Here is a 23,753-nt window from a genome sequence, read left to right as displayed (position 1 = left end):
CGGTAGGACGCGGCCGGCGCCCTACCGGTCCCGGGTCGGTGGCGCCCAGGTCGTGGTGAACGCCGCCCACACGAGCGGCGAGCAGGTGGGGTCGCCCGTGTCCTCCCACCGTGTGGCGGCGGCGCGTTGCCAGTCGTTGAGGGCGGTCACCGGGTCGGTGGCGCGGTGGGCGGCGTCGACGGCCACCACGGTGGGCGCGAGGACGGGGGTCTCCGGGAAGCCGGGCACCAGGCGGCGCAGCCCTTCGTCGGTCGGCAGCGTCCACCTCGTCGCGGTCACGTGCTCCGCTCCGCCGTGCACCATGGCCGTGACCAGGCCGGACGGTTCGGCGAAGCGGACGTCGCCGCCGCTCTCGCACGCCACCAGGGCGACGCGGGCCGGTATCCGCCACGGGCGCACCGGGCCGGGGCGGTGACCCAGCACGATGTCGGCGGCGGCGAGGGGGCGGTGGGCGCCGAGCGGTGCGGCGCGGCCCGTGGTGCCGGCCGTGCAGGACAGGTGCAGGCGGGCGTCCAGGCCGTGGCCGCCGGTGGTCACGTGGCCGACGTAGAGGAAGCGCGAAGCGGTGGCCAGCGCCCGTTCGAGGTGGTCGCGGTCGATGTCGTCGCGGCGCACGCCGCCGAGCGCGGCCAGCTCCGGGGTGGGGTGGCCGAGCACCGAACCGAGGCCGGACGCGTCGGGGAAGCCGGGCACCACGGGGTCGAGGACGCTGACGACGGGTCCTCGTGGGTCGAAGGGGCGCACCCGGCGTTCCGCGGCGTTGCCCACCGTCGCCGGCGGCAGCACGGAGACGGTCGTGTCGTGCACCGCTCGCAGGCCGTCGTCGATGCGCAGTGCTTCCCACGGCACCAGGGCGGTCGACGGGGACGGCTGGACGCGCAGGTGCGGCCGGATTCCCTGGGCCAGCCAGGAGTTCAGCTCGACCGCCAGCCGGTGCGGCACCAGGGCGCGTGCCATCCGCGTCGCCAGGTCTCGTTCGCGGGCGTGGTCGACGAGCGGGCCGTTCGTGAGCGAGCGGCGCAGGGCCTGGTCGGCGGTCTCGCCCGGCAACGGCGACGGCACCGCTGCGACCCACTCGTCCAACGTGCCCTGCACGAGGTCGCGCGGCACGGCGATGACGCGGGGTTCGGCCGGTTCGTGCTCCCACCGCCACGCCACGTACAGGTCGCCCGCGTCCACGAGTTTGAGCTGCACGGTCACCACGACGCCACCGCCCGTTCCGATCGCACCGGGAACCCGTAACGCTGCTCGGCCACGTCGATCCAGGCGTCCAGGGAGGTCGGCACGGCCGGGTCGAGCCGGACCCTCGGCGGCAGTTCGAAGCCGGTGGCGGGGAAGGCCGGGTCCGCGCCGGTGGCGAACCCGGAGGCCGCGTAGGGCAGGTGCGCGTCGGCGGTCGGCAGGTGCGGGTCGGCGGTCGGCAGATGCGTGTCGGCGGTCGGTGGCGCGGGCAACGTGACCAGATCTCCGCGTTCCACGGGTGCTGTGCCGCCCTCGGCGTGCAGTGACACCGCGCCCGCGATGTGGTCGACGTACTCGGCCGCCAACGTCAGGTCGCCGACCGCCCGGATCGCCAGGAACGCCGACCGGGTGGCGGGCGCGGACGCCAGTGCCACCCACCGTTCGCGCAGCGGCCCGTGCGGGAACCGCTGCCGCACGGCTTCCGAGGCCAACGCGGCGGGCATCGCCAGGTCCAGCGCTCTGCGGCTGAGCTGCTGCCGTTCGTTCCCGGTGGCGGTGGCGACCCGGCGGATCAAGGCGTCCGCGCGCCACCACGCCATGCCCAGCGCGACGTGCCACAGGCCGGCCGCCTCGCACAACGCCGCCGCTTCGGCGTAGCAGGACTCGGCCTCCGCGTAGTCCCCGGCCGCCTCGAACGCCGAGCCCCGCACTTGGTGCAGCGCCAACGACTCCAGCGGGGACGCCGCGTCCAGGAGCGTGAGTGCCTGGTCGGACAGCGCGAGGGCGGCCCGGGGCTCGCCGCGCAGGACCGCGACGGCCGCCCGACCGTGCAGGCACGCGGCTCTCCGGCGGGGGTCGTCGGCGAGGAGGGCTTCCGCTTCGTCGTACAGCGCGTCGGCGCGGTCGGTGTCCGAGGCGAGGTAGGACAGTCGGGCGGAGCTTAGCAGGGCGGTGGCCTCGCCCGCGACGTCGCCGGTGGCGGCGCTCAGGTCGCGGGCCAGGGCGAGGTGTTCGGCGGCGCCGGGGAGGTCGCCGGTGGCGCTCGTGATCTCGGCCAACGTGAAGTGGACGGATGCGGCCATGGCCGGGGCGGCGGTGTAGGCGAGGTCCAACGCGGTGCGTGCTTCGTCGGCGGCTTCCGCGAACCAGCCGCCGGTGGCGAGCACGCGGGCGCGGGTGGCGCGGACGGTGGCTTCGAAGGACTCGCCGGCGTCGGCCACCAGCTCGAGGGCTTCGTCCAGGTCCGCCAACGCGTCGGGGAGGCGGGTCTGGGTGAAGCGGGCGACGGCGCGGGACACCAGGGCGTTCACCAGCACCGTGGCGGAGCCGTAGGCGTCGCCGACTGCTGTGAGGGCGGTCCGTGCGGCTTCGACGGCCTCCGTGCTCCACCGCACGGCTTCTTCGGGGTCGTCGGCGACTCCGGCGAGGTTGCCGGCGGCTCCGGCACGGCACACCACGACTTCGACGTCGTCCACGGCGGTCTCCGCCGGTGGTTGCTGCGCAGGGGTCCCCGCCAAGGGGACCCCTGTTTTTATTGTGCCAGAAGGGTCTGACAATTCCGGGGCCTCGGGCTGCACGACGGCGAACGTCTCGCGCTCAGCGAGGGCGAGCGGATCGGGCTGCGCGGCGGCGAGCGTCTCGCGCTCCACGACCGCGAACGTCTCGCGGTACGCGGCGGTGAAGGCGGCTTTGGCGGCGGGTCGGTCGCCCGACGACAGCAGCGCCGCGCCCTCGGCGGTCAGCTCCACGAACCGCTGCCACCGAGCCCCGAGCGGCCGCCGACCCGGGTTGTCGGACAGCACCCGGTACATCGACGCGCGCGTCTCGTCCCCCGCCTCGTCGGCGAGCAGCGCCAGGTTGTAGTAGAGGTTCGCCAGGTACTCGGGCGCGTGCGAAGCAGCCAGCTCGACCGCCTCCACGGCCTCCGCCTCAGCCTCCGCGAGGTAACCGGCCATCATCAGCAGGCCGACGCGGGTGTTGCGCAGCACCACCTGCTGCGACGGATCCGTCTCGACCAGCGCCGCCTCGACGTCCCGCCACGCCTCCTCCCACCGGTCGAGCCACGGCAGCAGGTCCGCACGCGACGCGATCGCCGTCAGCCTGACCGTCCCCTCCCCCACCGCGACGGCCTCCGTCAGCAGGTCCACCGCGTGCTCCCGCTCGCCGGCCATGTCCACCACGTGCGCCAGGTTCACCAACACCTGCGCGCGGTCCTCCGGTGAGGATGCCGTGAGTGCCGCTTCGAGCGCGGACCGCGCGCCGGCCAGGTCACCGTCACCGGCCAGCCGCACACCCTCGTTGTTCAGGTCGGACGAGTCGTTCACCGCGCCGTCCGCTCAGTGGTGGTCGCGGTCGGCGAGCCGATCCGGGAACGGGCGTAGGAGATGATCGCCGCACGGCGCGGCCCGGCGTCCGGGTCGGGCGCGGCGGGTTCGGCGAAGCCCGGCGCGTAGACGGTCAGCACGCGCCGGTCGGGTGGCAGCAGCAGCACGGCCGCGGACACCGGCGAGGAACCGATGAGCCACCCCGCCGCGTCGACACCGTCCAACGCCACCTCGACGTCGCCGAACCGTGCCGCCAACCGCGGCCCCGGCGTCGGCCCGGGCACGACGGACACCTCCAGCACCGTCCTCCCCTGCCGCCGCACGACGGCCCACCGGGCGGGCGCGGAGGCGTCGACCACGCCGTGCGGCACCAAAGTCCAGTCCACAGTGGACGCACCGGACAGGGCCGTGACACCGCCGGCGGCGTCCACACCTCCGGCGGCCAGCGCGAACCCGGACCTGGTTGGCGCCTCGGCCGGCCGCAGCTCCACCCCGTAGTCCTCGGCCAGCGCGGCGATCCGACCGGCCAACGCGTCCAGCTCGGGATCGGACGTCGGCACGGCGAGCGACACGACCGAGGCCAACGCCCGCTCGACCGCGTCCGGGTCGTCCAGCAAGTGCTCCACAGTGGACAGCGCAACCGCACGTTCCACGTGCAGCACAACGGGATCCAGCGCGGGCACACCGGCCGTGACCGACGCGGGCCACCACGCGCGCGCCCACTCCAGCTGCGCCGCCCGACGACAGGCGTCACGGACCCGCCAGTCGCCGTCGGCGGGCACCTCCACCTCCGACGCGCCGCCGAGCACCGCCTCGGCCGCGTCGCCGTAGACCTCCCACAGCCACTCGGCCGCACGTTCCGGGTCGTGCACGCGCGCGGCGGGCACGGCGGTGTCGGCCAGGACGTCCCACGCGAGCGAAGCGCCCGCCCCCTCGATCAGCGCCACGACCTCGGGCGACGTGGGCCAGTCGCCGACGACGACGTCGGACGCGCGGGTCACCTTCACGCCACCGCCTCCCGCTCCAGCACGGACCGCAACCGGTCGCGCTGGTCCAGGATCACCGACCGCAGCACGCCGTCGAGCACGTCCCACACCTGGTCGGACGTCACGGTGTCGTGCCGCAGCTCGCGGCCGTGCAGGCGCACCCACAGCCGCCGCAGGTACGCCTCCCGCACACCGCGCACGTCCGCGCGGACCTCGGGCGGCGCGGCGGACGGCATCCGCAGCACCCGGTGCACGTACGCCTCGCGTTCCCACCTCGACCGCAACCTCGCCGCCGCGGAGCCCGGACCGCCGACCGGTGGACCCGCGAGGTCCGCGGACGCGTCCCGGCCGAGCACCACGACGAGCCTGCTCTCCTCGTCGGCGAGCTGCCACGGCCCGGCCGACCGGGTGATCTCCCGCCGCACCAACGTCGGCACGTCCGCCAGCCCCTCCCGCTGGAACGCGTTGGTCAGCGGCGCGAACAGGCGTTCCACGATCGACCGGTCGAACGGCCTGGGCAGGTTCGCCTTCGACGCGCCACGCCCCAGCTCGGGTCGCACGGGCCGGTCGCGCGAGGTCAGCCCGTGCGCCAGCGCCACACCCGGCCGGTCGAGGTCGGCCGCGCCCGCGCTGCCCGCCGAGCCCGCGACCAGTGCGGCGAACAGTGCCCGGTCCGGCGTGACGGCGCAGGTGGCCAGGAACGGCGCGGTGGCGGGCAAGGCCGGGGCGGGCAAGGCCGGGGCGGGCGGTCGGGGGGCGTCCCACGCGGTGTCGAGCAGCCGGGTCAGCTCGGCCGCGTTGGCCGGGTCGGTCACGAAGTCGCGCAGCGCGGCGACGGTCGGCCCGGCCCGCCCGTGGACCTCCTCCAGCACGGCCGCGGCGACGTCGGCGGCGTCCGGTCCGGGTTCGCCGTGCCCGGTGGCCAGCTCGAAGCAACGCTGGAAGTAGAGGTCCTGCGGGTTGCCGTCGGTGATCCAGCGGCGGCGGCGTTCCTTCTTGAGCACCGTGAACCAGCTCGCGGTCGCGGCCAGCACCGGGCCCGCGTCGGCGATCCGGGACGTCAGGGCGTCGGCGTGTTCGGCGGCGACGGCGCCCGACGCGAACTCCGGGTTGAGCACGGGCCGCAGCACGAGCGGGTCGAGGATCAGCTTCACCGTGCGGGTCAGCGGGCGGCCCGCCGCGTTGCTCAGCGGCGCGACCGCGGCGCCGAGGCCGGCCCACGCCCGGGCGACCAGCGCACCGCGCGGAAGCGTCGCGGCTCGGACGGTGCTCACCGGCCCGAGCGTAGTCGAACGAGATCACCGCTGGTGGCGGACTCGCGCACCCGGTTCCTGGGACCGGTAGGCGGGGTGCGCGGCCGAAGCTTCCCCCATCACGACCGAACGGGGGAACCGATGTACCAGACACCGCAGCAGTACTCGCCGGTGATGCCCTACGAGACCCCACCGCCTCCGCGCCGCCGCGTGCTGCCGCTGCTCCTGCTGCCGCCGGTGCTGCTCGCGCTGCTGATCTTCGGCGGGTCCTACGCGGTCTCGCCGGAGCCGGACGTGGAGATGCAGGCCGGTTTCGCGTTCGTCGAGATCGACGGGCGGGACGTGGTGCTGGCGCCGTACGCGCGGCACGGCGTGCGCGGCGTGTTCCAGCTGATGACGCAGGACCTGTTCCAGGTGCGGTTGGCGGCCACGGACCCGGCCACCGGCGAGGTGCTGTGGGACACGCAGCTGTCCGACCGGCTGAGCTGGGAGGCGTCGGTGCTGGCCGCCGGGCGGCACCACGCCTACCTGGCCACCGATTCGGGGCTGGTCGTGGTCGCGTTGGCGGACGGGTCGGTGGTCGTCGAGGGCGCGGGCGTCCCGGGGCTCGGTGACGCGTTCGCCGCGGCGCGGACCGCCTACGCGTACGACCCGGAGAGCCGCCGCGTGATGGCCATGAACGCCGCCGGAGGGGTGGTGGCGGTCAGGCTGGACGAGGTGACGGCCACGCCGGTCGACCCGCAGACCGCCGCGGCCTGGTCCGACCGGCTCTCGGTGCAGCGCGGTCCGGGCGCACCGACCACCGCGACCGGTGTCGAAGCGGCGTTGAATGGGGGCGCCGAGCGGATCGCGCTGCGGCAGGCGCCGGGTGGCGTGCCGGGCAGCGTGCTGGTCCGCGTCACGGCCGACGGGCGGGAGCTGCCGGTGGGCGCGACGACGTTCCACGGCGCCCGGCTGGTGGTCGACGGCGTGACCGCGGTCGCCGCCGCCACCGGGCACGTGCTGGTCGAGCACCAGCGCTCGGCGGACGACACCGGTGTCGCGCTGAGCCTGGTGTCCCTGGCGACCGGGCAGGTCACCGCGACGTTGACGGTCGACTCCCGGGTGGAACGCGCGCTCGTCGGCCCCGACGGCATCACGGCGCTGACGGCGGGCGAGGTGTTCGCCGCCGCCCGCGGTGACGGCCGGGTCGTGCCCCTCGACGTCGGCTCGGCCGACTTCTTCGGTACCCACCGCTGAACCGGAAAGGACCAACGACCATGAAGGTGCTCACCTGGCTCGGGCTGACCGTCGGGCTCGCCCTCACCGCGACGTGGGTCGCGGGCGGGCTGGCGGGCGACGACGTGTCCGCCTGGCTGAACGGCTGGCTGGCCGGCCCGATCATCCTGCTGTTCGTCGTGCCGTCGCTGTTCTCGGTGGACCGGCTGCTCGGCGGCGGTCTCGCGGCGCTGACCGGCGGCGTGCCCAAGCAGTTCCGCGGCGCGCCGATCGGCATGGGCACGGTGGTCGGCGTGGCGCGGACCGGCCTGTCCGTCAACGACCAGCCGCAGCTGGACATCCGGCTGCAGGTCGACACGGCGGACGGCCGCACGTTCCCCGCGACCGCGCGGCAGGTCGTCGACCTCACCGACCTGTCCGTCGTGCAGCCGGGCGCGATCCTGCCGGTCCGCTACCTGCCCGACGGGCGCGCCGTGCTGGCCACCGACGCGCCGCCGCACGAGCTGCAAGCCGCCCTCGACCGCGTGCAGGTGGCCAAGGGTTTCTTGACGCCGCACCAGCTGCGCATCGCCGAGCAGGGCGTGGACGCGAGTGCCGTCGTGCTCGACATGGTGCCGACCGGGCACACGCCGGACGGCCGGACGGCGCTGCGCCTGACCCTGCGCGTGACCCGCCCGGACGGCACCGCGTTCGACGTCACGCAGGACAAGAAGCTCCCGCCGCCGTCGATCCCGCAGGTGCAGCGGGGCATGGTGGTCCGGGTGAAGTACCTGCCGGGCGACGAGTCGGACGTCGCCGTCCTCACCACCCTGATGTGACGACCGGGTGGACGGTCGCGCCACCCCGAGCGCGACCTCCGCCGGTCGTGGGCCGATGGGGTTCGGGGCTCGGGCAGCGGTACCGGCCAGTTGATCCGGTCGGGCTAGCCGGTCCCCGACCGATCGGGCGGGCGACCCGGTCGGGGTGCCCGAACGTGGCCCGGTGGACAGGGCACAATGGCTCGCTGTGACCACAGCCATTCACCAGAGGATCGCCGACGAGCTCGGGGTGCGGGCCGGGCAGGTCAGCGCCGCCGTCGACCTGCTCGACGGTGGTTCCACCGTTCCCTTCATCGCCCGGTACCGCAAGGAAGCGACCGGCATGCTGGACGACACCCAGCTGCGCACGCTCGAAGAGCGGCTGGGCTACCTGCGCGAGCTGGAGGACCGCCGGGCGGCTGTGCTCGAATCCATCAGGTCGCAGGGCAAGCTGGACGAGGCGCTGGAGGCCTCGATCCTGGCCGCCGACTCCAAGGCCCGGCTGGAAGACCTCTACCTGCCGTTCAAGCCGAAGCGGCGGACCAAGGCGCAGATCGCCCGCGAGCAGGGCCTCGAACCTCTCGCCGACGGCCTGCTGGGCGACCCGGCGCAGGACCCGCAGGAGGTGGCGAAGGCGTTCGTGACCGAGGAGGTCCCCGACGTCGCCGCCGCGCTGCTGGGCGCGCGGGCGATCCTGGTCGAGCGGTTCGGCGAGGACGGCGACCTCATCGGCGAGCTGCGCGAACGCATGTGGACCCAGGGGCGGCTCGCGTCCAAGGTCCGGGAGGGCAAGGAGGAGGACGGGGCGAAGTTCTCCGACTACTTCGACTTCTCCGAGCCGTTCACGAAGCTGCCCTCGCACCGGATCCTCGCGCTGCTGCGCGGCGAGAAGGAAGAGGTGCTGGACCTCCAGTTCGACCCGGCCGACGAGGACGAGCCCACCGGCTACGAGGCGCGCATCGCGTCCCGGTTCGGCGTCGACAACCAGGGGCGGCCGGCGGACCGCTGGCTCGGCGACACCGCGCGCTGGGCGTGGCGCACCCGGATCCTGGTGCACCTCGGCATCGACCTGCGGTCGCGGCTGCGGGCGTTCGCCGAGGACGAGGCCGTGAAGGTGTTCGCGTCGAACCTGCGCGACCTGCTGCTGGCCGCGCCCGCGGGCACCCGCGCCACGATGGGCCTCGACCCCGGCTTCCGCACCGGCGTGAAGGTGGCCGTGGTCGACGCGACCGGCAAGGTCGTCGACACCGACGTGATCTACCCGCACGTGCCCGCGAACCGGTGGGACGAGTCGATCGCCAAGCTGGCCGCGCTGGCGAAGAAGCACGACGTCGAGCTGATCTCCATCGGCAACGGCACCGCGTCCCGCGAGACCGACAAGCTGGCCGTCGACCTGCTCAAACGGCACCCCGAGCTGAAGCTGACCAAGGCCGTGGTGTCGGAGGCGGGCGCGTCGGTGTACTCGGCGTCGGCGTTCGCGTCGGCCGAGCTGCCCGGCATGGACGTGTCGCTGCGCGGCGCGGTGTCCATCGCCCGCCGGCTGCAGGATCCGCTGGCCGAGCTGGTGAAGATCGACCCGAAGTCGATCGGCGTCGGCCAGTACCAGCACGACCTGGCCGAGGCGAAGCTGTCGAAGTCGCTGGACGCGGTGGTCGAGGACTGCGTGAACGCGGTCGGCGTCGACCTCAACACCGCGTCGGTGCCGCTGCTGACCCGCGTCTCCGGCATCACCGCCGGGCTGGCCGAGAACATCGTGCAGCACCGCGACAGCAACGGCCCGTTCCGCTCGCGGCGCGCGTTGAAGGACGTGGCGCGGCTGGGCCCGAAGGCGTTCGAGCAGTGCGCGGGCTTCCTGCGCATCCCGAACGGCGACGACCCGCTGGACGCCTCCTCCGTGCACCCCGAGGCGTACCCGGTGGTGCGGCGGATGCAGGAGCGCGCGGGCGGTGAGCAGCTGATCGGCAACACGGCGGTGCTGAAGTCGCTGCGGCCGCAGGAGTTCGTGGACGACACGTTCGGCCTGCCGACCGTCACCGACATCCTGCGCGAGCTGGAGAAGCCGGGGCGCGACCCGCGACCCGCGTTCAAGACCGCCACGTTCGCCGAGGGCGTCGAGAAGATCGCCGACCTCAAGCCGGGCATGGTGCTGGAGGGCGTGGTGACGAACGTGGCCGCGTTCGGCGCGTTCGTGGACGTCGGCGTGCACCAGGACGGCCTCGTGCACATCTCGGCGCTGTCCAACACCTACGTCAAGGACCCGCGGGACGTCGTGAAGTCCGGTGACGTGGTGCGGGTGAAGGTGCTGGAGGTCGACATCCCGCGCAAGCGGATCGGGCTGACGCTGCGGCTGGAGGACGAGCCGGGCCGCAAGCCGCCGCGGGAGCAGCGCGACGGACAGCGGGGCAACGGTCAGCGGGGTGGCGGCGGGCAGCGCGGCGGAGGGAAGCCGCGTCAGCAGGAGCGCCCGCCGGCCAACGGCGCGATGGCCGAGGCGCTGCGGCGCGCGGGGCTTGACGGCGGGAAGTAGGGGTACCCGGCGGCCATGAGGGTCGTCGTCACGGGTGCCAGCGGCAACGTGGGGACGGCCCTGCGCCGGGTGCTCGCGGACGCGGGCGACCCGGTGGTCGGCATCGCGCGGCGGATACCCGTCGGTTCACCCGGGTGGGTGAGCTGCGACGTGGGCGCGCCGGCCGCCGAGGTGGTGCTGGGCCGGGCGTTCGCGGGGGCGGACGCGGTGGTGCACCTGGCGTGGGCGGTGCAGCCCACGTCGGGTGAGCCCGCCATGCGGCGCACCAACATCACCGGCACCGCGCACGTGCTGCGCGCGGCGGAACGCGCCGGTGTGCCGCACGTCGTGGTGCTGTCGTCGATCGCGGCGTACACGCCCGCTCCCTCCCCGGTGGACGAGGACTGGCCGTGCGGCGGGGTGCCGGGCAGCGCGTACAGCGCGCAGAAGGCCGAGTTGGAGCGGTTGGTCGCCGGTCGTGCCGGGGTGGCGGTGCTGCGGCCGTGCGCGATCGTGCAGCCGGACGCGGGCGGCGAGCTGGGCCGGTGGGTGTTGAGCCCGTTGGCTCCCGCCCGGGTGGTGGGGCGGCGGTGGCTGCCGGTGCCGTTGTGGCGGGGGTTGCGGGCGCAGGTCGTGCACGCGGAGGACGTGGCGCGGGCGATCAGGCTGGTGCTGGCGCGGCACGCGGTCGGCGCGTTCAACGTCGCGGCCGACCCGCCGTTGGGCGCGCGTGAGCTGGCGGGGGTGTTCGGCGGGTTCCTGGTGCCGGTGCCGTTGGCGTTGCTGCGGGCGGTGGCCTGGCCGACGTGGCGGCTGGGCGTGCAGCCCGTGCACCCCGGGTGGTTGCGGTTGGCGGATCAGGTGTCCCTTGTGGACAGCTCCCGGATGCGGGCGCTGGGGTGGGCGCCCGTGCACGAGCCGTTGGCGGCGTTGGCGGAGTTCGTGGCGGCGGTCGCGGAAGGTCGCGGCACGTGGGGTCCGCTCGCGCCGCGCGATGTGGGACGGTGGCAGGTGCTGGGGTTCGGCCGACCGGTGCAGCAGAGCCAGGGAGACGTGCGTTGAGCGATGTCGTGGACGCGGTGGTCATCGGTTCCGGCCCCAACGGGCTGGTCACGGCGAACCTGCTGGCCGACGCCGGGTGGGACGTGCTGGTGCTGGAGGCGGCCGACGAGCCCGGCGGTGCGGTGCGGACGGCCGAGTTGACCGAGCCGGGGTTCCGGCACGACCTGTTCAGCGCGTTCTACCCGCTGGGCGCGGCGTCGCCGGTGATCGCCGGGCTGGACCTGGAGCGGCACGGGTTGCGGTGGCGGCGGGCGCCCGAGGTGCTGGCGCACGTGCTGCCGGACGACCGGGCCGTGGTGCTGTCGCGGGACGTGGACCGGACGGCGGCGTCGGTGGAGGCGTTCGGCGCGGGTGACGGCGACGCGTGGCGGGCGGAGTTCGCGCTGTGGCAGCGGGTCCGGTCGGAGTTGGTGGAGGCGTTGATGCGGCCGTTCCCGCCGGTGCGGGCGGGCGTCGGACTGGTGGGTGAGTTGGGCGCGGGTGGGGCGTTGCGGTTCACGCGGTCGTTCCTGCAGTCCGTGCGGGCGTTCGGGGACGAGCGGTTCTCGGGTCAGGGCGCGCCGCTGTTGTTGGCGGGCAACGCGATGCACACGGACCTCGGGCCCGATCAGGCGGGCGGGGCGGCGTTCGGGTGGTTGCTGTCGATGTTGGGGCAGGACGTGGGGTATCCCGTGCCGGAGGGTGGGGCGGGTGCGTTGACGCGGGCGATGGTGCGACGGCTCGGCGGTGTGGTGGAGTGCGGCCGGGCGGTGGAGCGGGTGGTGGTGGCCGGTGGGCGTGCACTAGGGGTGCGTGACGCTTCGGGTGGGTACGTGCGGGCGCGGAAGGCGGTGCTGGCGGACGTGCCGGCGCCGTCGTTGTACCTCGGGTTGGTGGGGGCGGAGCACCTGCCGTCGCGGTTGGTGTCGGATTTGGAGTCGTTCGAGTGGGACGACGCGACGATCAAGGTCGACTGGGCGTTGGACGGGCCGGTGCCGTGGACGGCCGACGCGGTGCGCGGTGCGGGGACCGTCCACTTGGGAGGGGACTTCGACGGGTTGGCCATGTCCAGCGCGGAGATCTCGTGCGGGCGGGTGCCGCGGACGCCGTTCGTGATCATGGGGCAGATGACGACGACGGACCCGAGCCGTTCACCGGCGGGCACGGAGACCGCGTGGGCGTACACGCACGTGCCTCGGGGGGAGGGGTGGTCGGCGGACCGGTTGCGCCGCCGTGCCGACCGGGTCGAGCAACTGGTCGAGCAGCACGCGCCGGGGTTCCGCGACCTGATCCGCGCCCGTGTGGTCCACGGGCCGTCCGACCTGGAGGCCCGCAACCCCAGCCTGGTGGGCGGTTCGATCAACTCCGGCACGGCGGCGATCCACCAACAGCTGGTCTTCCGCCCGGTGCCGGGCCTGGGCCGCGCCGACACCCCTGTCGACCGCCTCTACCTGACCTCCGCCTCCGCCCACCCTGGTGGCGGCGTGCACGGCGCCGCGGGCGCCAACGCCGCCCGTGCCGCCCTGGCCCGCAACGCTCTGACCGGCGACGCCTACCACCTCCTCCTCCGCACCCTCCACCACCACCTCTACTAACCCGCGTGTCCTACGTTCAGAACCCGCGTGTCCTACGTTCGGAACAGCCGAGTTGAACGCTCAGAACAGCCGAGCCCGCGCTCGCGGGCCTGCGTCCCGGGCTTGCCGCGTGTTCTGAGCGTTCAACTCATGCGTTCTCAACGTAGGACACGCGCGTTCCCGACGTAGGACACGCGCGTTCTGGAGGTAGGACACGCGCGGGTCAGGTGGGTTTGCGGGTGGCGAGGGACGAGAGGCGGGCCAGGGTTTCGCGGTTGCGGGGGAGCAGGAAGAGGGACTGGGCCTGGTCGGGGAGGACGGAGAGGGGGCCCTTGATCGCTTCCTCCAGCATGGTGATCTCGCAGCCGTCGGAGGCAGCCTTCAGGTCGAATCGGATCCTGGCGGCGCCCAGCGGCCACAGGCGGGCCTCCAGTTCCAGCATCCGGGGCGGGTCGACGTCCAGCACCGTGGTCACGTCCCGCACCGCCAACGGCCACGCGCCGACGCTGTGGTGGATCCGGGTGCCGGTGCCCGGCCACCCCGGGTCGACCCCGCGGATGTGCGCGGCGCCCACCACCCAGCCCGCGTAGGACCAGCCGTCGGCCAGCACCGCGAACACCCGCTCCACCGACGTGGGCACCGCCAAGCGCACCTCGATCATGCGCCTCGGATTCCCCGCGCGGACCGGCGGAAACTACCCGCCAGGGCTACTTCGCGCGCGTGCCCTTGAGCTTCACCAGGTCGGACTCGAACAGGTTGGCGACGACGGCCAGCCCGCCGGGTGTCGCCGGGTCGGGCCGCGCGATGTACGACTGCGTCGCCGATGGCCGGCCCACCAGGGAGAACCGCAGCTGTCCGGTGAGGCTGTTCGTGTCCACCTCGTTGGTGTCCTGGAACGCCCGCAGCACCCCGTCACGGGTCAGGTCACGCTCGCCGCACGCCTTCTCCAGGATCGCCGCGAACGCCACCCCGATCACGTAGCCGTGGTCGACCGACCCGGTCGGCTCCAGGTCCGGGAACTTGCGCGTGAACGCCTCCGCCACCGCGCGCGGACCCGGCAGGTCGGTGGCGAACGGCGCGATCGGCGACACCACCTGCACCCGCTTCACCACGGCCGCCGCCGCGGGCGACTGGAGGATCAGCGGGTCGTACCCCACCGCGTTGACCAGGAACGGCACGTCCCAGCCGAGCCGCTCGGCGGTGGCGACGGCGGTCGCGGTCTGCTGCGGCGACGTGCTCAGGAACACCGCCTTCGCCCCCGCCGCACGCAGCTCGCCCACCTGCGCGGCCACGTCCGCGGTCTCCGGCACGGCCTTCGGGATCAGCTCCATGCCCCACTGCTCGGCGGCGAACGTGCTGCCTTCCAGCGCGTTGACGCCGTAGTCGCTCTCGACGTGGACGTGCCCGATGGTGTCGCCGGGGCCGATCAGGCCGGCCCGCTTGACGTGGTCCAGCCCGTTGATCACGTCGAGGTCGTAGGTCGTGCCGACGATGACCATGTGCGGGTTGCCGAGCAGGCTCGCCGACCACGACGCGGGCGCGGCGATGGCGCGGGTCTGCATCAGGTCCGGCTCGATGGCCTCGGTCATCGGCGCGCCGGTGACGTCCATGAACCCGAGCACCTCCGGCTCCAGCTCGAAGTACGCCTGCAGCGCCTTGTCGACGTCGTAGCCGTGGTCGGCCTGCTTGAGCTCGACCTTGCGCCCGCAGATGCCGCCGCGCTCGTTGAGCTCGCTCAGGAACAGCTCGTAGCCCTTGATCCGGATGAGCGACGTGGCCGAGAACGGTCCCGTCATGTCGGTCAGCACGCCGAGCGAGATCGTGTCGTCGGTAACGCCCGGGCCGGTCTTGATCGGCGTTTCCTCGGCCGCGCCGCACCCGGTGACGAGCACGGCGAGCACGGTGGATCCGACGACGAGGTTGCGCACCAAGGGGGACTCCCACCACTCACGTTACCGACGGGTAAGGAGTATTGACAGAAGTCACCCGAATCGCCTAATGATGTGACATACCGCACGGTCGGTGAACTTTCCCCGGCGGTTCCGCACCCCGTTCGCCGCGTTTGCCACCCGATCAGCCCCATAACGTCGACGAGGCGTGATCGCGTGCCCACGTCGATCGATTCCGGGCCCGAAACAGGGAAGAGCCGTGAGGACCACCGGGGATCGCCCGATCGGTCCTCACGGCCTGTTCATGACCCGTACGTGCGCCTAGAGGTAGGAGCGCTGACCCCACGGCATCGCCGCGGCGAGCTGCGCCCGCCTGCCGATGTCGAGCTTGCGGTAGATGCGGGTGATGTGGAGTTCGACGGCCCGGGTCGACACCGAGAAGTGCTCGGCGATCTGGCGGTTCGTCATCCCCTCCAACATCATCAGCGCGATCCGGTGCTCGTGCGGCGTCAACGGCTCGCGCGAGCGCGCCTCGGCGCTCTGCCCGTCACGCGGCCGGACGATGCCCGGCACGCGCTCACCTTCCGGCACACCCAGCAGCACGTGCCACTGGCGTATGCGCACCTCTGCGATCGACTGCGATCGCACGTACGGGTCACCGCGCACCAGGTCCCGGGCCGCGGCGTCGTCGGGCACCTGCACGATGAGCAGCACGCCGGAACCGTCGGCCCAAGGGCCGGTTCCGACGAGCACACCCTGCTCGGCGAGCGGACGCCAATATTCCCGGTGTGCGAGATGAATGGATCTCCGCACCTGGCGCGCATCACGAAATGTCAACTCAACGGCGAAAGCCACTGGACTGATCCCCATTTCATTCCGCGGCCGACTTTCGCCACATACTCAACTGGGGCGTTTATTCAGTGTCAAGTGAGACACATCACAACAGTGATATGGGAACCCAATGGCTCCTATAGCCGCTTTTCGAACCAGTGCTCCGCATAGCGGTCGTCGTTGAACGCGGGCACCTCACGGTAACCGTGCCGCGCGTACAACGCCCGCGCTTCGACCAGGTCAGTACGGGTGTCGAGGCGAATGGCCGCGGCACCAAATGAGACAGCCGCCTCCTCGACCGCCGCGAGCAGCGCCGCTCCCCCGCCGGTGCCGCGAGCCGCCGGATCGACGAACATCCGCTTCAACTCCGCAGTTTCGCGGTCAACCAGGCGGAACCCGACGCACCCGCGCACCTCTCCGCCGCGCCTTCCGACGAAGAACCGGGCCAAGTCGTCGGTCGGGTCGTCGGCGATCGCCTGGTCGATCTCCGCGGGCGTGGCCGGGCGGTCGTAGTAGCGGGCGATGATGTCGCTCAGGTAGGTGCGGATCACGGCGACGGCGGTAGGGCTGTCGACCGGTTCGGGCTGAACGGTCCAGGAACTCATTGAAAGATTTTCACCCGCGCTGGTCCATTCGGACACGTGGTTTTCGGCACTCCGGACGCGTGTAAAGTCCACGCCCGTGGCAGCGCAACAGGTCCGGCTGGAGCGGGACGCCGTGGGGCTCGCCGTGCTCACCGTGGACGCTCCCCCGCTGAACCTCTACACCGCCGAGCTGCAGGACCTGCTGGAGGCGGCGGTCGAGGACCTGGAGGACCGGCCCGCGCGGGCGTTGCTGGTCCGCTTCGAGGGCAAGGTCGTCAGCGGCGGCGTCGACGTGGGGCTGTTCGCCGCGCAGCAGACGTCCGCGCAGGCCAAGGCCCTGCTCGACCAGATGCTGGAGCTGACGGACCGGGTGGCCGCGCTGCCGTTCCCGACCGTGTTCGCCGCGCACGGGCTGTGCCTGACGTGGGCCTTCGAGGTCGCGGTGGCGTGCGACATCGTCCTGGCCGCCCGGCGGGCGACGTTCGGGTTGGTGGAGAAGGTCGTCGGGCTGACCCCGACCATGGGCGGCACGCAGCGGCTGGCCGCGCGGGCGGGCGTGGGCCGGGCCAAGGAGTTCGTGATGACCGGCGAGCGCTACGACGCGGCCACGCTCGAACGGTGGGGCGTGGTCAACCGGGTGCTGCCGGACGAGGGCTTCGACGACGCGGCGCTGGAGTTCACGGTGGCGCTGGCGACCGGGCCCACGTTGGCGCACGCGGCGACCAAGCGGGTGCTGGCGCACTTCGAGAGCGGCGGCGTGGCCGAGGCGAACGAGCACGTCACGACGATCGCGGCCGAGCTGTTCGACAGCGAGGACCTGCGCGGCGCGGTGCGGTCGTTCCTGGCCGACGGTCCGGGCCGGGCGACGTTCAGCGGTCGCTGATCCGCCGGAACTCGACCCACCGGGTGCTCTGGCGGTCCCAGATCGCCTGGTACTCGGCGAACAGCTCGGCGACCTTGGCGGCGTCGACCCGGTCGGTCGGCGTGGCCGCGAGGTAGTGGCTGACGTCGTCGTGCAGGCGGTGGAACCGGGAGATCGACTCCTCCATCAGCACCCACAGGGGCCGCCACGCGAAGTACGGCTCCAGCACGGCGAACACCGTGGTCAACGCCACCAGCGAGAACGCGAGACCGGTCCAGAAGTCCAGGTCCTGCCAGCCCAGGATGATCGTCGCGGTCGCGGACATGGACAGCAGGCCCACCTTGAGCGCGGTCGCCCGGCGGCTGAACCGGGCCGCGCGCACCCGGCCGTAGTCGCGGGCGCGGTCGATGCGCCCCAGCAGGTCCAACGCCAGCTCGTGCGGGCTCAGCCCCGACTTCACCGGCTGCTCTTCAGGCTCGTCCACGGCGGGCACCCTATCGGGGGTCGTAGGCGGCGGAGCCGTACCAGGCGAGGGCGGAGCGCAGCTCGACCACGTCGCGGTCGCGGCGCTTGCGGTAGCGCTCGTGCGAGATCGGGTAGACGCGCAGGCCGCCCTTGTGCCGGCCGAAGCTGCCCCGGCCCAGGGTCTCCGGTGTCTTGGCGGCGGCGACCAGCCAGACGACGAGCCACGGGCGGGCGTGGTGTGCCTCGACCTTGACGCGAGCGATGGCGTACCACGGGAGGCGGCGGGACTCCTCGCCGTTGGACAGCGTGATGCCGTCGGGGCCGACGTCGAGGGTGAGCGGCGAGCGGGCGACGCCGACCAGGAGGCGGGTGCCGGTCAGCGCGAACGCCAGGAACGCGAGGAACGCGGCCAACCGCACCGCGCCGGGCGCGCCCGCGGCGGGGTCGGCGACGGAGATCGACACGACGGCGGCCAGCACGTGCGCCCCGGCCCAGCTCAGGCCGACGGCGCGGGAGGTCTTGAAGCGGACGCCGGTGGGGCGGACCTCCTTGCGGTCGGGGTCGGTGCGGACAGGGGTGGGTGTCTGCTGCGGTGGGGCGGGCGTGCGCGTCGGCGCGGGGGCGACGAGGGTCGGTGGTTTGGGCGGTGGGTCGTCGACCATCACGCGGGTCGGCGGCTTGGCGGGCAGTTTGCCCAGCTCGGTGTGCCGTTGCTCGACCATCGTGCGGATGCGCGCCGGGAGCCAGGACGGTTCGGCGGACGGCGGGCCGATGGCCTCCAGCAGGCGTGCGGGCGTGGGGCGGTTCGCCGGTTCGCGGACCAGGCACGGCACGATCAGGGGAACCAGGCCCGGCGGCACGCGGGACAGGTCCGGCTCCTGGTGGACCACCCGGTAGACCAGCGCGGACGTGGCGCCCTCGCCGAACGGCCCGCCGCCGGTCGCGGCGTAGACCAGCACCGAGCCGAGCGCGAACACGTCACTCTGGGTGGTGATCTTCTGGCCGACGACCTGCTCGGGTGACAGGTAGCCGGGGGTGCCGAACACGATGCCCGCTTCGGTGAGCGCGGAGTGCTCCAGGGCGCGGGCGATGCCGAAGTCGATCACGCGGGGGCCGTCGTCGGCCAGCAGCACGTTCGACGGCTTGAGGTCGCGGTGCACGAGGCCGGCGCCGTGGATCGCGACCAGCGCCTCGGCCAGGCCGCCGGCGAGGCGGCGCACGGCGCGTTCGGGCAGGGGGCCGTGGTCCTGGACGGCCTGCTGGAGGCTCGGGCCGGGGATGTACTCGGTGGCCATCCACGGCCGGTCGGCGTCCGGGTCGGCGTCCACGACGGTCGCCGTCCAGAAGCCGCCGACCGCGCGGGCCATCTCGACCTCGCGGCGGAAGCGTTCGCGGAACTCGGGGTTGTCGGCCAGCTCGGCGCGCGAGACCTTGACCGCGATCGGCCGCCCGCCGCGTGACCGCGCCAGGTAGACCGACCCCATCGCGCCGCGGCCGAGGGCGGCGAGCAGCGTGTAGTCGCCGATCCGCGACGGGGCGTTCGGGGGCAGTGGCTGCACGACACCCACACTAGATGCGCCGGCCACCCCTCTTGGGCAAGACGGCGAGGTTCGCGGCGCAGCCCACAGCCGCGCAACCTCGGACGTGGTCGCGGAGTCGAGGGTGTCTCAGGACCCGGTCGGCGTGTGCTGAGCGTTGAATTCAGGTGTTCTGAACGTAGGACTCTCGCGTGCTGAACGTAGGACTCACGAGGTGGTGAGGGTGAGGAGGGTCGAGGTGCGGGCCTGCCAGGAGTGCGGTTCGACCGAGGTGCGGAGGGCGTGCGGAGGGAGGAGCGGGCCGGTGGCCAGGGTGGCGCGGAGGGCGTCGACGAACTCGGCGTGGGAGCGGGCGGCGCGGACGCGGTCGGTGTAGCCGGCCAGCTCGGCGAAGTCGGTGCTGACCACCGGGAGGCCCAGCGCCAGGTACTCCTTCAGCTTGATCGGGTTGGACCGTTTGATCCAGTCGTTGTCCTGCCACGGCATGATCGCCACGTCGAACGCCGAGCCGTACGCCGGGATGGTGCTGTAGGGGCGGAAGCCGAGCCAGTGCACGTTGGAGTACTTGTCGAAGCGCTCCATCGGGTGGGTGGCGTCGCCGATCAGCACCAGCGAGACGTGCGGCAGCTCGACGGCGACGCGTTCCAGCAGGTCGAAGTCGACCACGAAGTCGTCCAGGGCCCCGAAGAAGCCGACGCGCGGGCCGGGGATCGCGCGGACGTCGTCCGGCCACTCGTGCTCCGGCCGCGCGGTGAAGTGGTCGACGTCCACGCCGTGGTCGAGGAAGTGGGCGCGTGAGCCGGTGCGCGGCAGCTCCTCGTCCATCAGGGCGTGGCTGACGTAGACGACGTGGTCGGCGTTGGCCAGGAGCTCGTTCTCCAACGCCTCGATGGACGCGCGGTCGGCCTCGGGGAAGTCCGAGTGCCGGTCCGAGCGGTTGAACACCAGGCTGTGCCGGCGCATCGGCGCGACCACGTCCCAGGCGGTGGGGATCGTCACCATGATCACCGGCGTGCGCAGCCCCAGCGCGAGGGCGACCAGCCGCACCTGGGTGCGGACCAGCACGGCGTTGACCTTGCGGAGGAACGGCGAGCCGTAGAACGGCAGCGGCAGCGGGGACATCACGTAGAAGTCCGGCATCGGGCGGCGCACGAACTTGGCCACGCTGCGCAGCTTGCGCAGGATGCGGCGGGACACGTGCGTGCTGTTGCCGCGGGTCGGCATCCTCATGCCGATGCTGTTGACCACGAGCACCCGGCGGTGGGCGGCCATGGACCGCATGAGCTGGAAGTCCGAGTGCGCCCGGTTGTGGTACCACCAGTCCTGGGCGGAGAAGCACACCCAGCCCGGTTCGGGGTCGGGGTGCGGGTGCGGGTTGGCGCTCGTGCCAGGGCGGTTCGGCCAGCGGCGCCAGCGGAGCAGGTCGGCGACGGCCGTGCGGTGCTTGGCGCCGCGGGGAGCGCGGAGCAGTTCGTTCAGCAGCACGGCGCACCACATCGCGAACGCGGCCAGGCGGCCGTGGCGTTCGCGGACCATCCGGACGCGGTTCGTGGTGGCCATCGACCACAGCAGCGGGGACGTCGACTGCTCGCCCCCGATGTGCACGGCACGGGCCCGCGGTTCGTAGCGGACGGCGTAGCCGCGCTTGCCCGCGCGCAGCATGTACTCGGTCTCCTCGGAGTACAGGAAGTACCGCTCCTCCAGCACGCCGGTGGCCTCACGCGCCTCGCGGGAGATCAGCCAGGCCGCGCCGGTCGCCCAGTCGGCGGTGCCGGCCGTCTCGTAGCGGAGCGGGTCGACGACCAGTTCGCCGAGCACGTCGGAACGCCCGGCCCGCGTGCCGCCGAGGATCGCCTCACCCAAGGCGCGCAACGGGTTCGGGGTGCGGCGCAGGGAGAGCTGAGGCGCGCCGTCGAGGCCGGCCAGTCGGGGGACGGCGATGCCGGTGCCGGGCAGGGCCAAGGCGGCGCGCAGCAGCGTGACGGCGTCGCGGTGGAGTCGGACGTCGGGGTTGAGCACCAGCACGTCGCAGTCCGGCGCGGCGGCGAAACCGGCGTTCACACCGGCGGCGAAGCCGTCGTTGGACGGGCGGGCGACGATCTCGGCGTGCGGTGCCACGCGTGCGACGATGTCGAGGGTGTTGTCGGTGGAGGCGTTGTCGACCACGACGACGCGGCTGTCCGGAATGGACTCCAGCGCGGCGGCGATCGAGGTGAGGCACTCCTCGACGACCTCGGCGCTGTGGTAGGTCACGACGACGACGGCAAGCGGCACGTCTACTCCCCGATCCGGTTGCGGGCCCTGTCGGCGGTCGTCTGGTTGCGGGCTTCGGTCTGGCTGCGGGCTTCGGTCTGGCTGCGGGCTTCGGTCTGGTTGCCGAGAGCGGCGGAGGGCGAGCGGCGGAACCTGGTGCGCAAAGCACCTCCGAGGAGGCGGAAGGCGAAGGGAAGGTCGTCGCGCAGGTAGCGCTTGGCCAGGCGGCGCGGTTCGAGCGCGAGGCGGTGCAGCCACTCCGCACCCAGCTTCTGCACCACACCCGAGGCGCGCCGGAACTCGCCCGCGGCCATCGGGATGCCCGCGCCGCAGCCCAGGAACCACGTCTGCGGGAGGTCCGCGCGCAGGAGTCGGATGAGGCGTTCCTGCTTGGGGAAGCCGAGGCCGACGAACACCAGGTCCGGCTCGGCCTCCACGACCTTGGCGACCGTCTCGGCGGTGGCGGCCGAGGAGGTGTCGAACCCGAACGGCGGCGAGTCCGTGCCCGCGACGCGCAGCCCGGGGTACCTGGCGCGCAGCGCGTCGGCGGCCTTCTCCGGCACGCCCGGGTCGCCGCCGAGCAGGTAGAGCGAACGGCCCTCGCGGGCGGCGACTTCGGCGAGCGTGAAGACCAGTGACGACCCGGTGACGCGTTCGGGCAGCGGGACGCCCGCCAACCGGCCCGCCCACACGACCGGCATGCCGTCGGCGACGACCAGCTCGGACTCGGCGATGAGCGCGGCGAGTTCGGGGCGGCGCGTCGCGGCGCGCACGATGTCCACGTTGGCCGTGACGATCGCGCCGCCCTCGGCCCGTCGCCAGGCCTCGGCGACGTGGTCGGCGACACCGGACTCGCGGACGGACCACACGTCAACGGCGCCCACGCGGACGCGGGCCTGAGCTATGTCCGGCATACCCGCGTCATCGGGTTCCGGGTGGTCCCCGTTACGAGAGGACCGGGCGCCGGTAACGGTTACCGCACGTGACCGATATCGGGGGCATGTACGTTGCGTCCGTCCGGCCCAGCGAGCGGGTCAAGGGCAGGGTTCCGGGCACGGTGGTCGCACTGGGCGCGGTGAGCCTGCTGACCGACGTCTCGGCCGAGATGGTCACCGCGTTCATGCCGGTCTACCTGCTGGTCACGCTCAACATGGGCTACGCCCAGTTCGGTGTGCTGGACGGGCTGTACACCGGCGCGACGGCCGTGCTGAGGCTCGTCGGCGGCCACCTCTCGGACCGGACCCACCGGCACAAGGCCGTCGCCGCGACCGGTTACGGGCTGTCGGCGGTGACGAAGGTCATCTTCCCGCTCGTCGGCGCGTCGGCGTTCGGGATCGGCGTGACGATGGCGGCGGACCGTGCGGGCAAGGGGTTGCGCACCGCGCCGCGTGACGCGCTGATCTCGTTGGCCACACCGCCGGAGCGGCTGGGCGCGGCGTTCGGGCTGCACCGGAGCATGGACACGGTGGGCGCGCTGCTCGGGCCGTTGGTGACGTTCCTGTTGATGTACTGGATCGGCACGGTGGCCGGTCCGGTGTTCGTGGTGAGCGCGTGCTTCGCGGTCGTGGGGCTGATCGTGCTGGTGGCGTTCGTGCGGGAGAACCCGAGGCCGGTGGTGTCCGGGCCGCGACCGTCGGTGCGGGCGGGGTTCGGGTTGTTGAGGGAGGCCGGGTACCGCCGGCTGGCGGTCGCGGCGGCGGTGCTGGGCCTGGCGACGCTGTCCGACGCGTTCGTGTTCATCCTGGTGCAGAAGGCAACCGACGTGCCGCTGCACGTACTGCCGCTGTTGCCGTTGGGGACCGCTTTGGTGTTCCTCGTGGCCGCCGCGCCGGTGGGGCGTCTGGCGGACCGGATCGGCCGGTGGCCGGTGTTCTTGGGCGGGCACGTGCTGCTGCTGGCCGTGTACGTGCTGCTGCTGGCGGCGGGGGCCGGTTACGTCGGGGTCGGTGCGGCACTGTTGCTGCACGGTTTGTTCTATGCCGCAACGGATGGCGTGCTTTCGGCACGGGTGAGCGCACTTGTGCCGGAGTCGTTGCGCGCGTCAGGTTTGGCGGTCGTCCAGACGGGACAGGCACTCACTCGCCTGGTGTCGTCGGTGGCGTTCGGCTTCATGCTCCAGTTCGCCACCTTCGGTGCGGCTGTCTACGCCGCTATCTGTTCCCTGATTGTGGCGGTGGCGGTCGCCTGGCGTCTCAACACACGCCGAGACGACCACTCACCCAACTCACCCACGACGGACCCGGAACCGACCGCATAGGCCCGATTTGACATGGGTTCGGGTGCTTTAGGCTGGTCGAAGCCGGCAGGCCTGGCGGGACGCTTTACCCCGCCGGGCCTGCCGGCTTTGGCCTGGTGGATTCCAGTGGTCGTTGCAACACGGATGATCAACCGCTGTCGGTGAGGAGTTTAGCGAGGCGCTCGGCTGGGGTGTCCCAGCCGAGTGTTTTGCG

The 23,753-nt window shown here is 72.9% G+C and carries 19 protein-coding genes; 7 read left to right on the top strand and 12 right to left on the bottom strand.

Annotated features, from left to right (window positions below; all coding sequences use genetic code 11):
* Positions 1-21: 21 nt before the first annotated feature.
* The 4 genes from ADK67_RS09025 to ADK67_RS09010 are packed head-to-tail and all read right to left on the bottom strand — an operon-like array spanning position 22 to position 5,766.
* Entirely contained in the window at positions 22-1,203 is a 1,182-nt protein-coding gene (locus tag ADK67_RS09025) for a CHAT domain-containing protein (protein WP_053715946.1), read from the bottom strand.
* A complete protein-coding gene (locus ADK67_RS09020) occupies positions 1,197-3,506 on the bottom strand; it encodes a hypothetical protein (RefSeq protein ID WP_053715945.1) in 2,310 nt (769 codons plus the stop codon). The genes ADK67_RS09025 and ADK67_RS09020 overlap by 7 nt, the downstream gene beginning before the upstream one ends.
* Entirely contained in the window at positions 3,503-4,513 is a 1,011-nt protein-coding gene (locus ADK67_RS52310; RefSeq protein WP_053715944.1) for a hypothetical protein, read from the bottom strand. Before ADK67_RS52310 ends, ADK67_RS09020 begins: the two co-directional genes overlap by 4 nt.
* Complete coding sequence (locus ADK67_RS09010; RefSeq protein ID WP_053715943.1) at positions 4,510-5,766, bottom strand: hypothetical protein; 1,257 nt, start codon at positions 5,764-5,766, stop codon at positions 4,510-4,512. The genes ADK67_RS52310 and ADK67_RS09010 overlap by 4 nt, the downstream gene beginning before the upstream one ends.
* Positions 5,767-5,886: 120 nt before the next feature.
* Between ADK67_RS09010 and ADK67_RS09005 the strand changes: the two genes are divergently transcribed.
* The 5 genes from ADK67_RS09005 (at position 5,887) to ADK67_RS08985 (ending at position 12,902) form a co-directional block, all read left to right on the top strand.
* Complete coding sequence (locus ADK67_RS09005; RefSeq protein WP_053715942.1) at positions 5,887-6,984, top strand: PA2928 family protein; 1,098 nt, start codon at positions 5,887-5,889, stop codon at positions 6,982-6,984.
* A gap of 20 nt (positions 6,985-7,004) precedes the next feature.
* Positions 7,005-7,781, top strand: coding sequence for a hypothetical protein (locus tag ADK67_RS09000; protein WP_053715941.1), 777 nt, complete (start codon positions 7,005-7,007; stop codon positions 7,779-7,781).
* Positions 7,782-7,968: 187 nt separating this feature from the next.
* A complete protein-coding gene (locus ADK67_RS08995; RefSeq protein ID WP_053715940.1) occupies positions 7,969-10,287 on the top strand; it encodes a Tex family protein in 2,319 nt (772 codons plus the stop codon).
* Between the two features lie 15 nt (positions 10,288-10,302).
* Positions 10,303-11,328: an NAD-dependent epimerase/dehydratase family protein gene (locus ADK67_RS08990; protein WP_053715939.1), complete on the top strand. Its 1,026-nt coding sequence runs from the start codon at positions 10,303-10,305 to the stop codon at positions 11,326-11,328.
* Positions 11,325-12,902, top strand: a complete 1,578-nt coding sequence (locus ADK67_RS08985; protein ID WP_053715938.1) for a phytoene desaturase family protein — start codon at positions 11,325-11,327, stop codon at positions 12,900-12,902. The genes ADK67_RS08990 and ADK67_RS08985 overlap by 4 nt, the downstream gene beginning before the upstream one ends.
* 202 nt (positions 12,903-13,104) lie before the next feature.
* On the opposite strand, the gene ADK67_RS08980 is transcribed toward ADK67_RS08985, so the two are convergent.
* From ADK67_RS08980 to ADK67_RS08965, 4 genes are all read right to left on the bottom strand, one after another.
* A complete protein-coding gene (locus ADK67_RS08980) occupies positions 13,105-13,542 on the bottom strand; it encodes an SRPBCC family protein (protein ID WP_053715937.1) in 438 nt (145 codons plus the stop codon).
* 46 nt (positions 13,543-13,588) lie between these two features.
* Complete coding sequence (locus ADK67_RS08975) at positions 13,589-14,809, bottom strand: ABC transporter substrate-binding protein (RefSeq protein WP_231648095.1); 1,221 nt, start codon at positions 14,807-14,809, stop codon at positions 13,589-13,591.
* A 282-nt stretch (positions 14,810-15,091) separates the two neighbouring features.
* A complete protein-coding gene (locus tag ADK67_RS08970; protein WP_053715935.1) occupies positions 15,092-15,640 on the bottom strand; it encodes a LuxR C-terminal-related transcriptional regulator in 549 nt (182 codons plus the stop codon).
* A gap of 98 nt (positions 15,641-15,738) precedes the next feature.
* Positions 15,739-16,242, bottom strand: a complete 504-nt coding sequence (locus tag ADK67_RS08965; protein WP_331459262.1) for a GNAT family N-acetyltransferase — start codon at positions 16,240-16,242, stop codon at positions 15,739-15,741.
* Between the two features lie 40 nt (positions 16,243-16,282).
* On the opposite strand from ADK67_RS08965, the gene ADK67_RS08960 reads away from it, so the two are divergent.
* Positions 16,283-17,068 carry an enoyl-CoA hydratase/isomerase family protein gene (locus ADK67_RS08960; protein ID WP_053715933.1) on the top strand — a complete coding sequence of 262 codons (786 nt, stop codon included), beginning with the start codon at positions 16,283-16,285 and terminating at the stop codon, positions 17,066-17,068.
* Here ADK67_RS08960 and ADK67_RS08955 read toward each other — a convergent pair.
* The 4 genes from ADK67_RS08955 to ADK67_RS08940 form a co-directional block, all read right to left on the bottom strand.
* Positions 17,055-17,531: an SLATT domain-containing protein gene (locus ADK67_RS08955; RefSeq protein ID WP_053716071.1), complete on the bottom strand. Its 477-nt coding sequence runs from the start codon at positions 17,529-17,531 to the stop codon at positions 17,055-17,057. The two genes, ADK67_RS08960 and ADK67_RS08955, sit on opposite strands and share 14 nt — an antisense overlap.
* Before the next feature lie 10 nt (positions 17,532-17,541).
* Positions 17,542-19,071: a serine/threonine-protein kinase gene (locus tag ADK67_RS08950; RefSeq protein WP_082403334.1), complete on the bottom strand. Its 1,530-nt coding sequence runs from the start codon at positions 19,069-19,071 to the stop codon at positions 17,542-17,544.
* Between the two features lie 186 nt (positions 19,072-19,257).
* Positions 19,258-21,324 (bottom strand): glycosyltransferase, encoded by a 2,067-nt coding sequence (locus tag ADK67_RS08945; RefSeq protein ID WP_053715931.1) that lies wholly within the window; start codon positions 21,322-21,324, stop codon positions 19,258-19,260.
* Between the two features lie 2 nt (positions 21,325-21,326).
* Entirely contained in the window at positions 21,327-22,217 is an 891-nt protein-coding gene (locus tag ADK67_RS08940; RefSeq protein WP_053715930.1) for a WecB/TagA/CpsF family glycosyltransferase, read from the bottom strand.
* An 86-nt stretch (positions 22,218-22,303) separates the two neighbouring features.
* On the opposite strand from ADK67_RS08940, the gene ADK67_RS08935 reads away from it, so the two are divergent.
* The gene (locus tag ADK67_RS08935; protein WP_082403320.1) at positions 22,304-23,560 is read left to right on the top strand and encodes an MFS transporter; all 1,257 of its coding nucleotides are present in this window, start codon (positions 22,304-22,306) and stop codon (positions 23,558-23,560) included.
* Positions 23,561-23,753 lie beyond the last annotated feature (193 nt).

The sequence above is a fragment of the Saccharothrix sp. NRRL B-16348 genome (genome assembly GCF_001280085.1).
Lineage (GTDB): Bacteria > Actinomycetota > Actinomycetes > Mycobacteriales > Pseudonocardiaceae > Actinosynnema.
The sequence above is the reverse complement of the archived record's forward strand: the minus strand, read 5'-3'. Positions and strand labels throughout refer to the sequence as shown.

Bases quoted from the DNA above. Each gene is read 5' to 3' on its own strand.
- ADK67_RS09005 (WP_053715942.1), top strand. From the start codon at position 5,887: ATGTACCAGACACCGCAGCAGTACTCGCCGGTGATGCCCTACGAGACC.
- ADK67_RS09000 (WP_053715941.1), top strand. From the start codon at position 7,005: ATGAAGGTGCTCACCTGGCTCGGGCTGACCGTCGGGCTCGCCCTCACC.
- ADK67_RS08990 (WP_053715939.1), top strand. From the start codon at position 10,303: ATGAGGGTCGTCGTCACGGGTGCCAGCGGCAACGTGGGGACGGCCCTG.
- ADK67_RS08980 (WP_053715937.1), bottom strand. From the start codon at position 13,542: ATGATCGAGGTGCGCTTGGCGGTGCCCACGTCGGTGGAGCGGGTGTTC.
- ADK67_RS08970 (WP_053715935.1), bottom strand. From the start codon at position 15,640: ATGGGGATCAGTCCAGTGGCTTTCGCCGTTGAGTTGACATTTCGTGAT.
- ADK67_RS08940 (WP_053715930.1), bottom strand. From the start codon at position 22,217: ATGCCGGACATAGCTCAGGCCCGCGTCCGCGTGGGCGCCGTTGACGTG.
- ADK67_RS08935 (WP_082403320.1), top strand. From the start codon at position 22,304: ATGTACGTTGCGTCCGTCCGGCCCAGCGAGCGGGTCAAGGGCAGGGTT.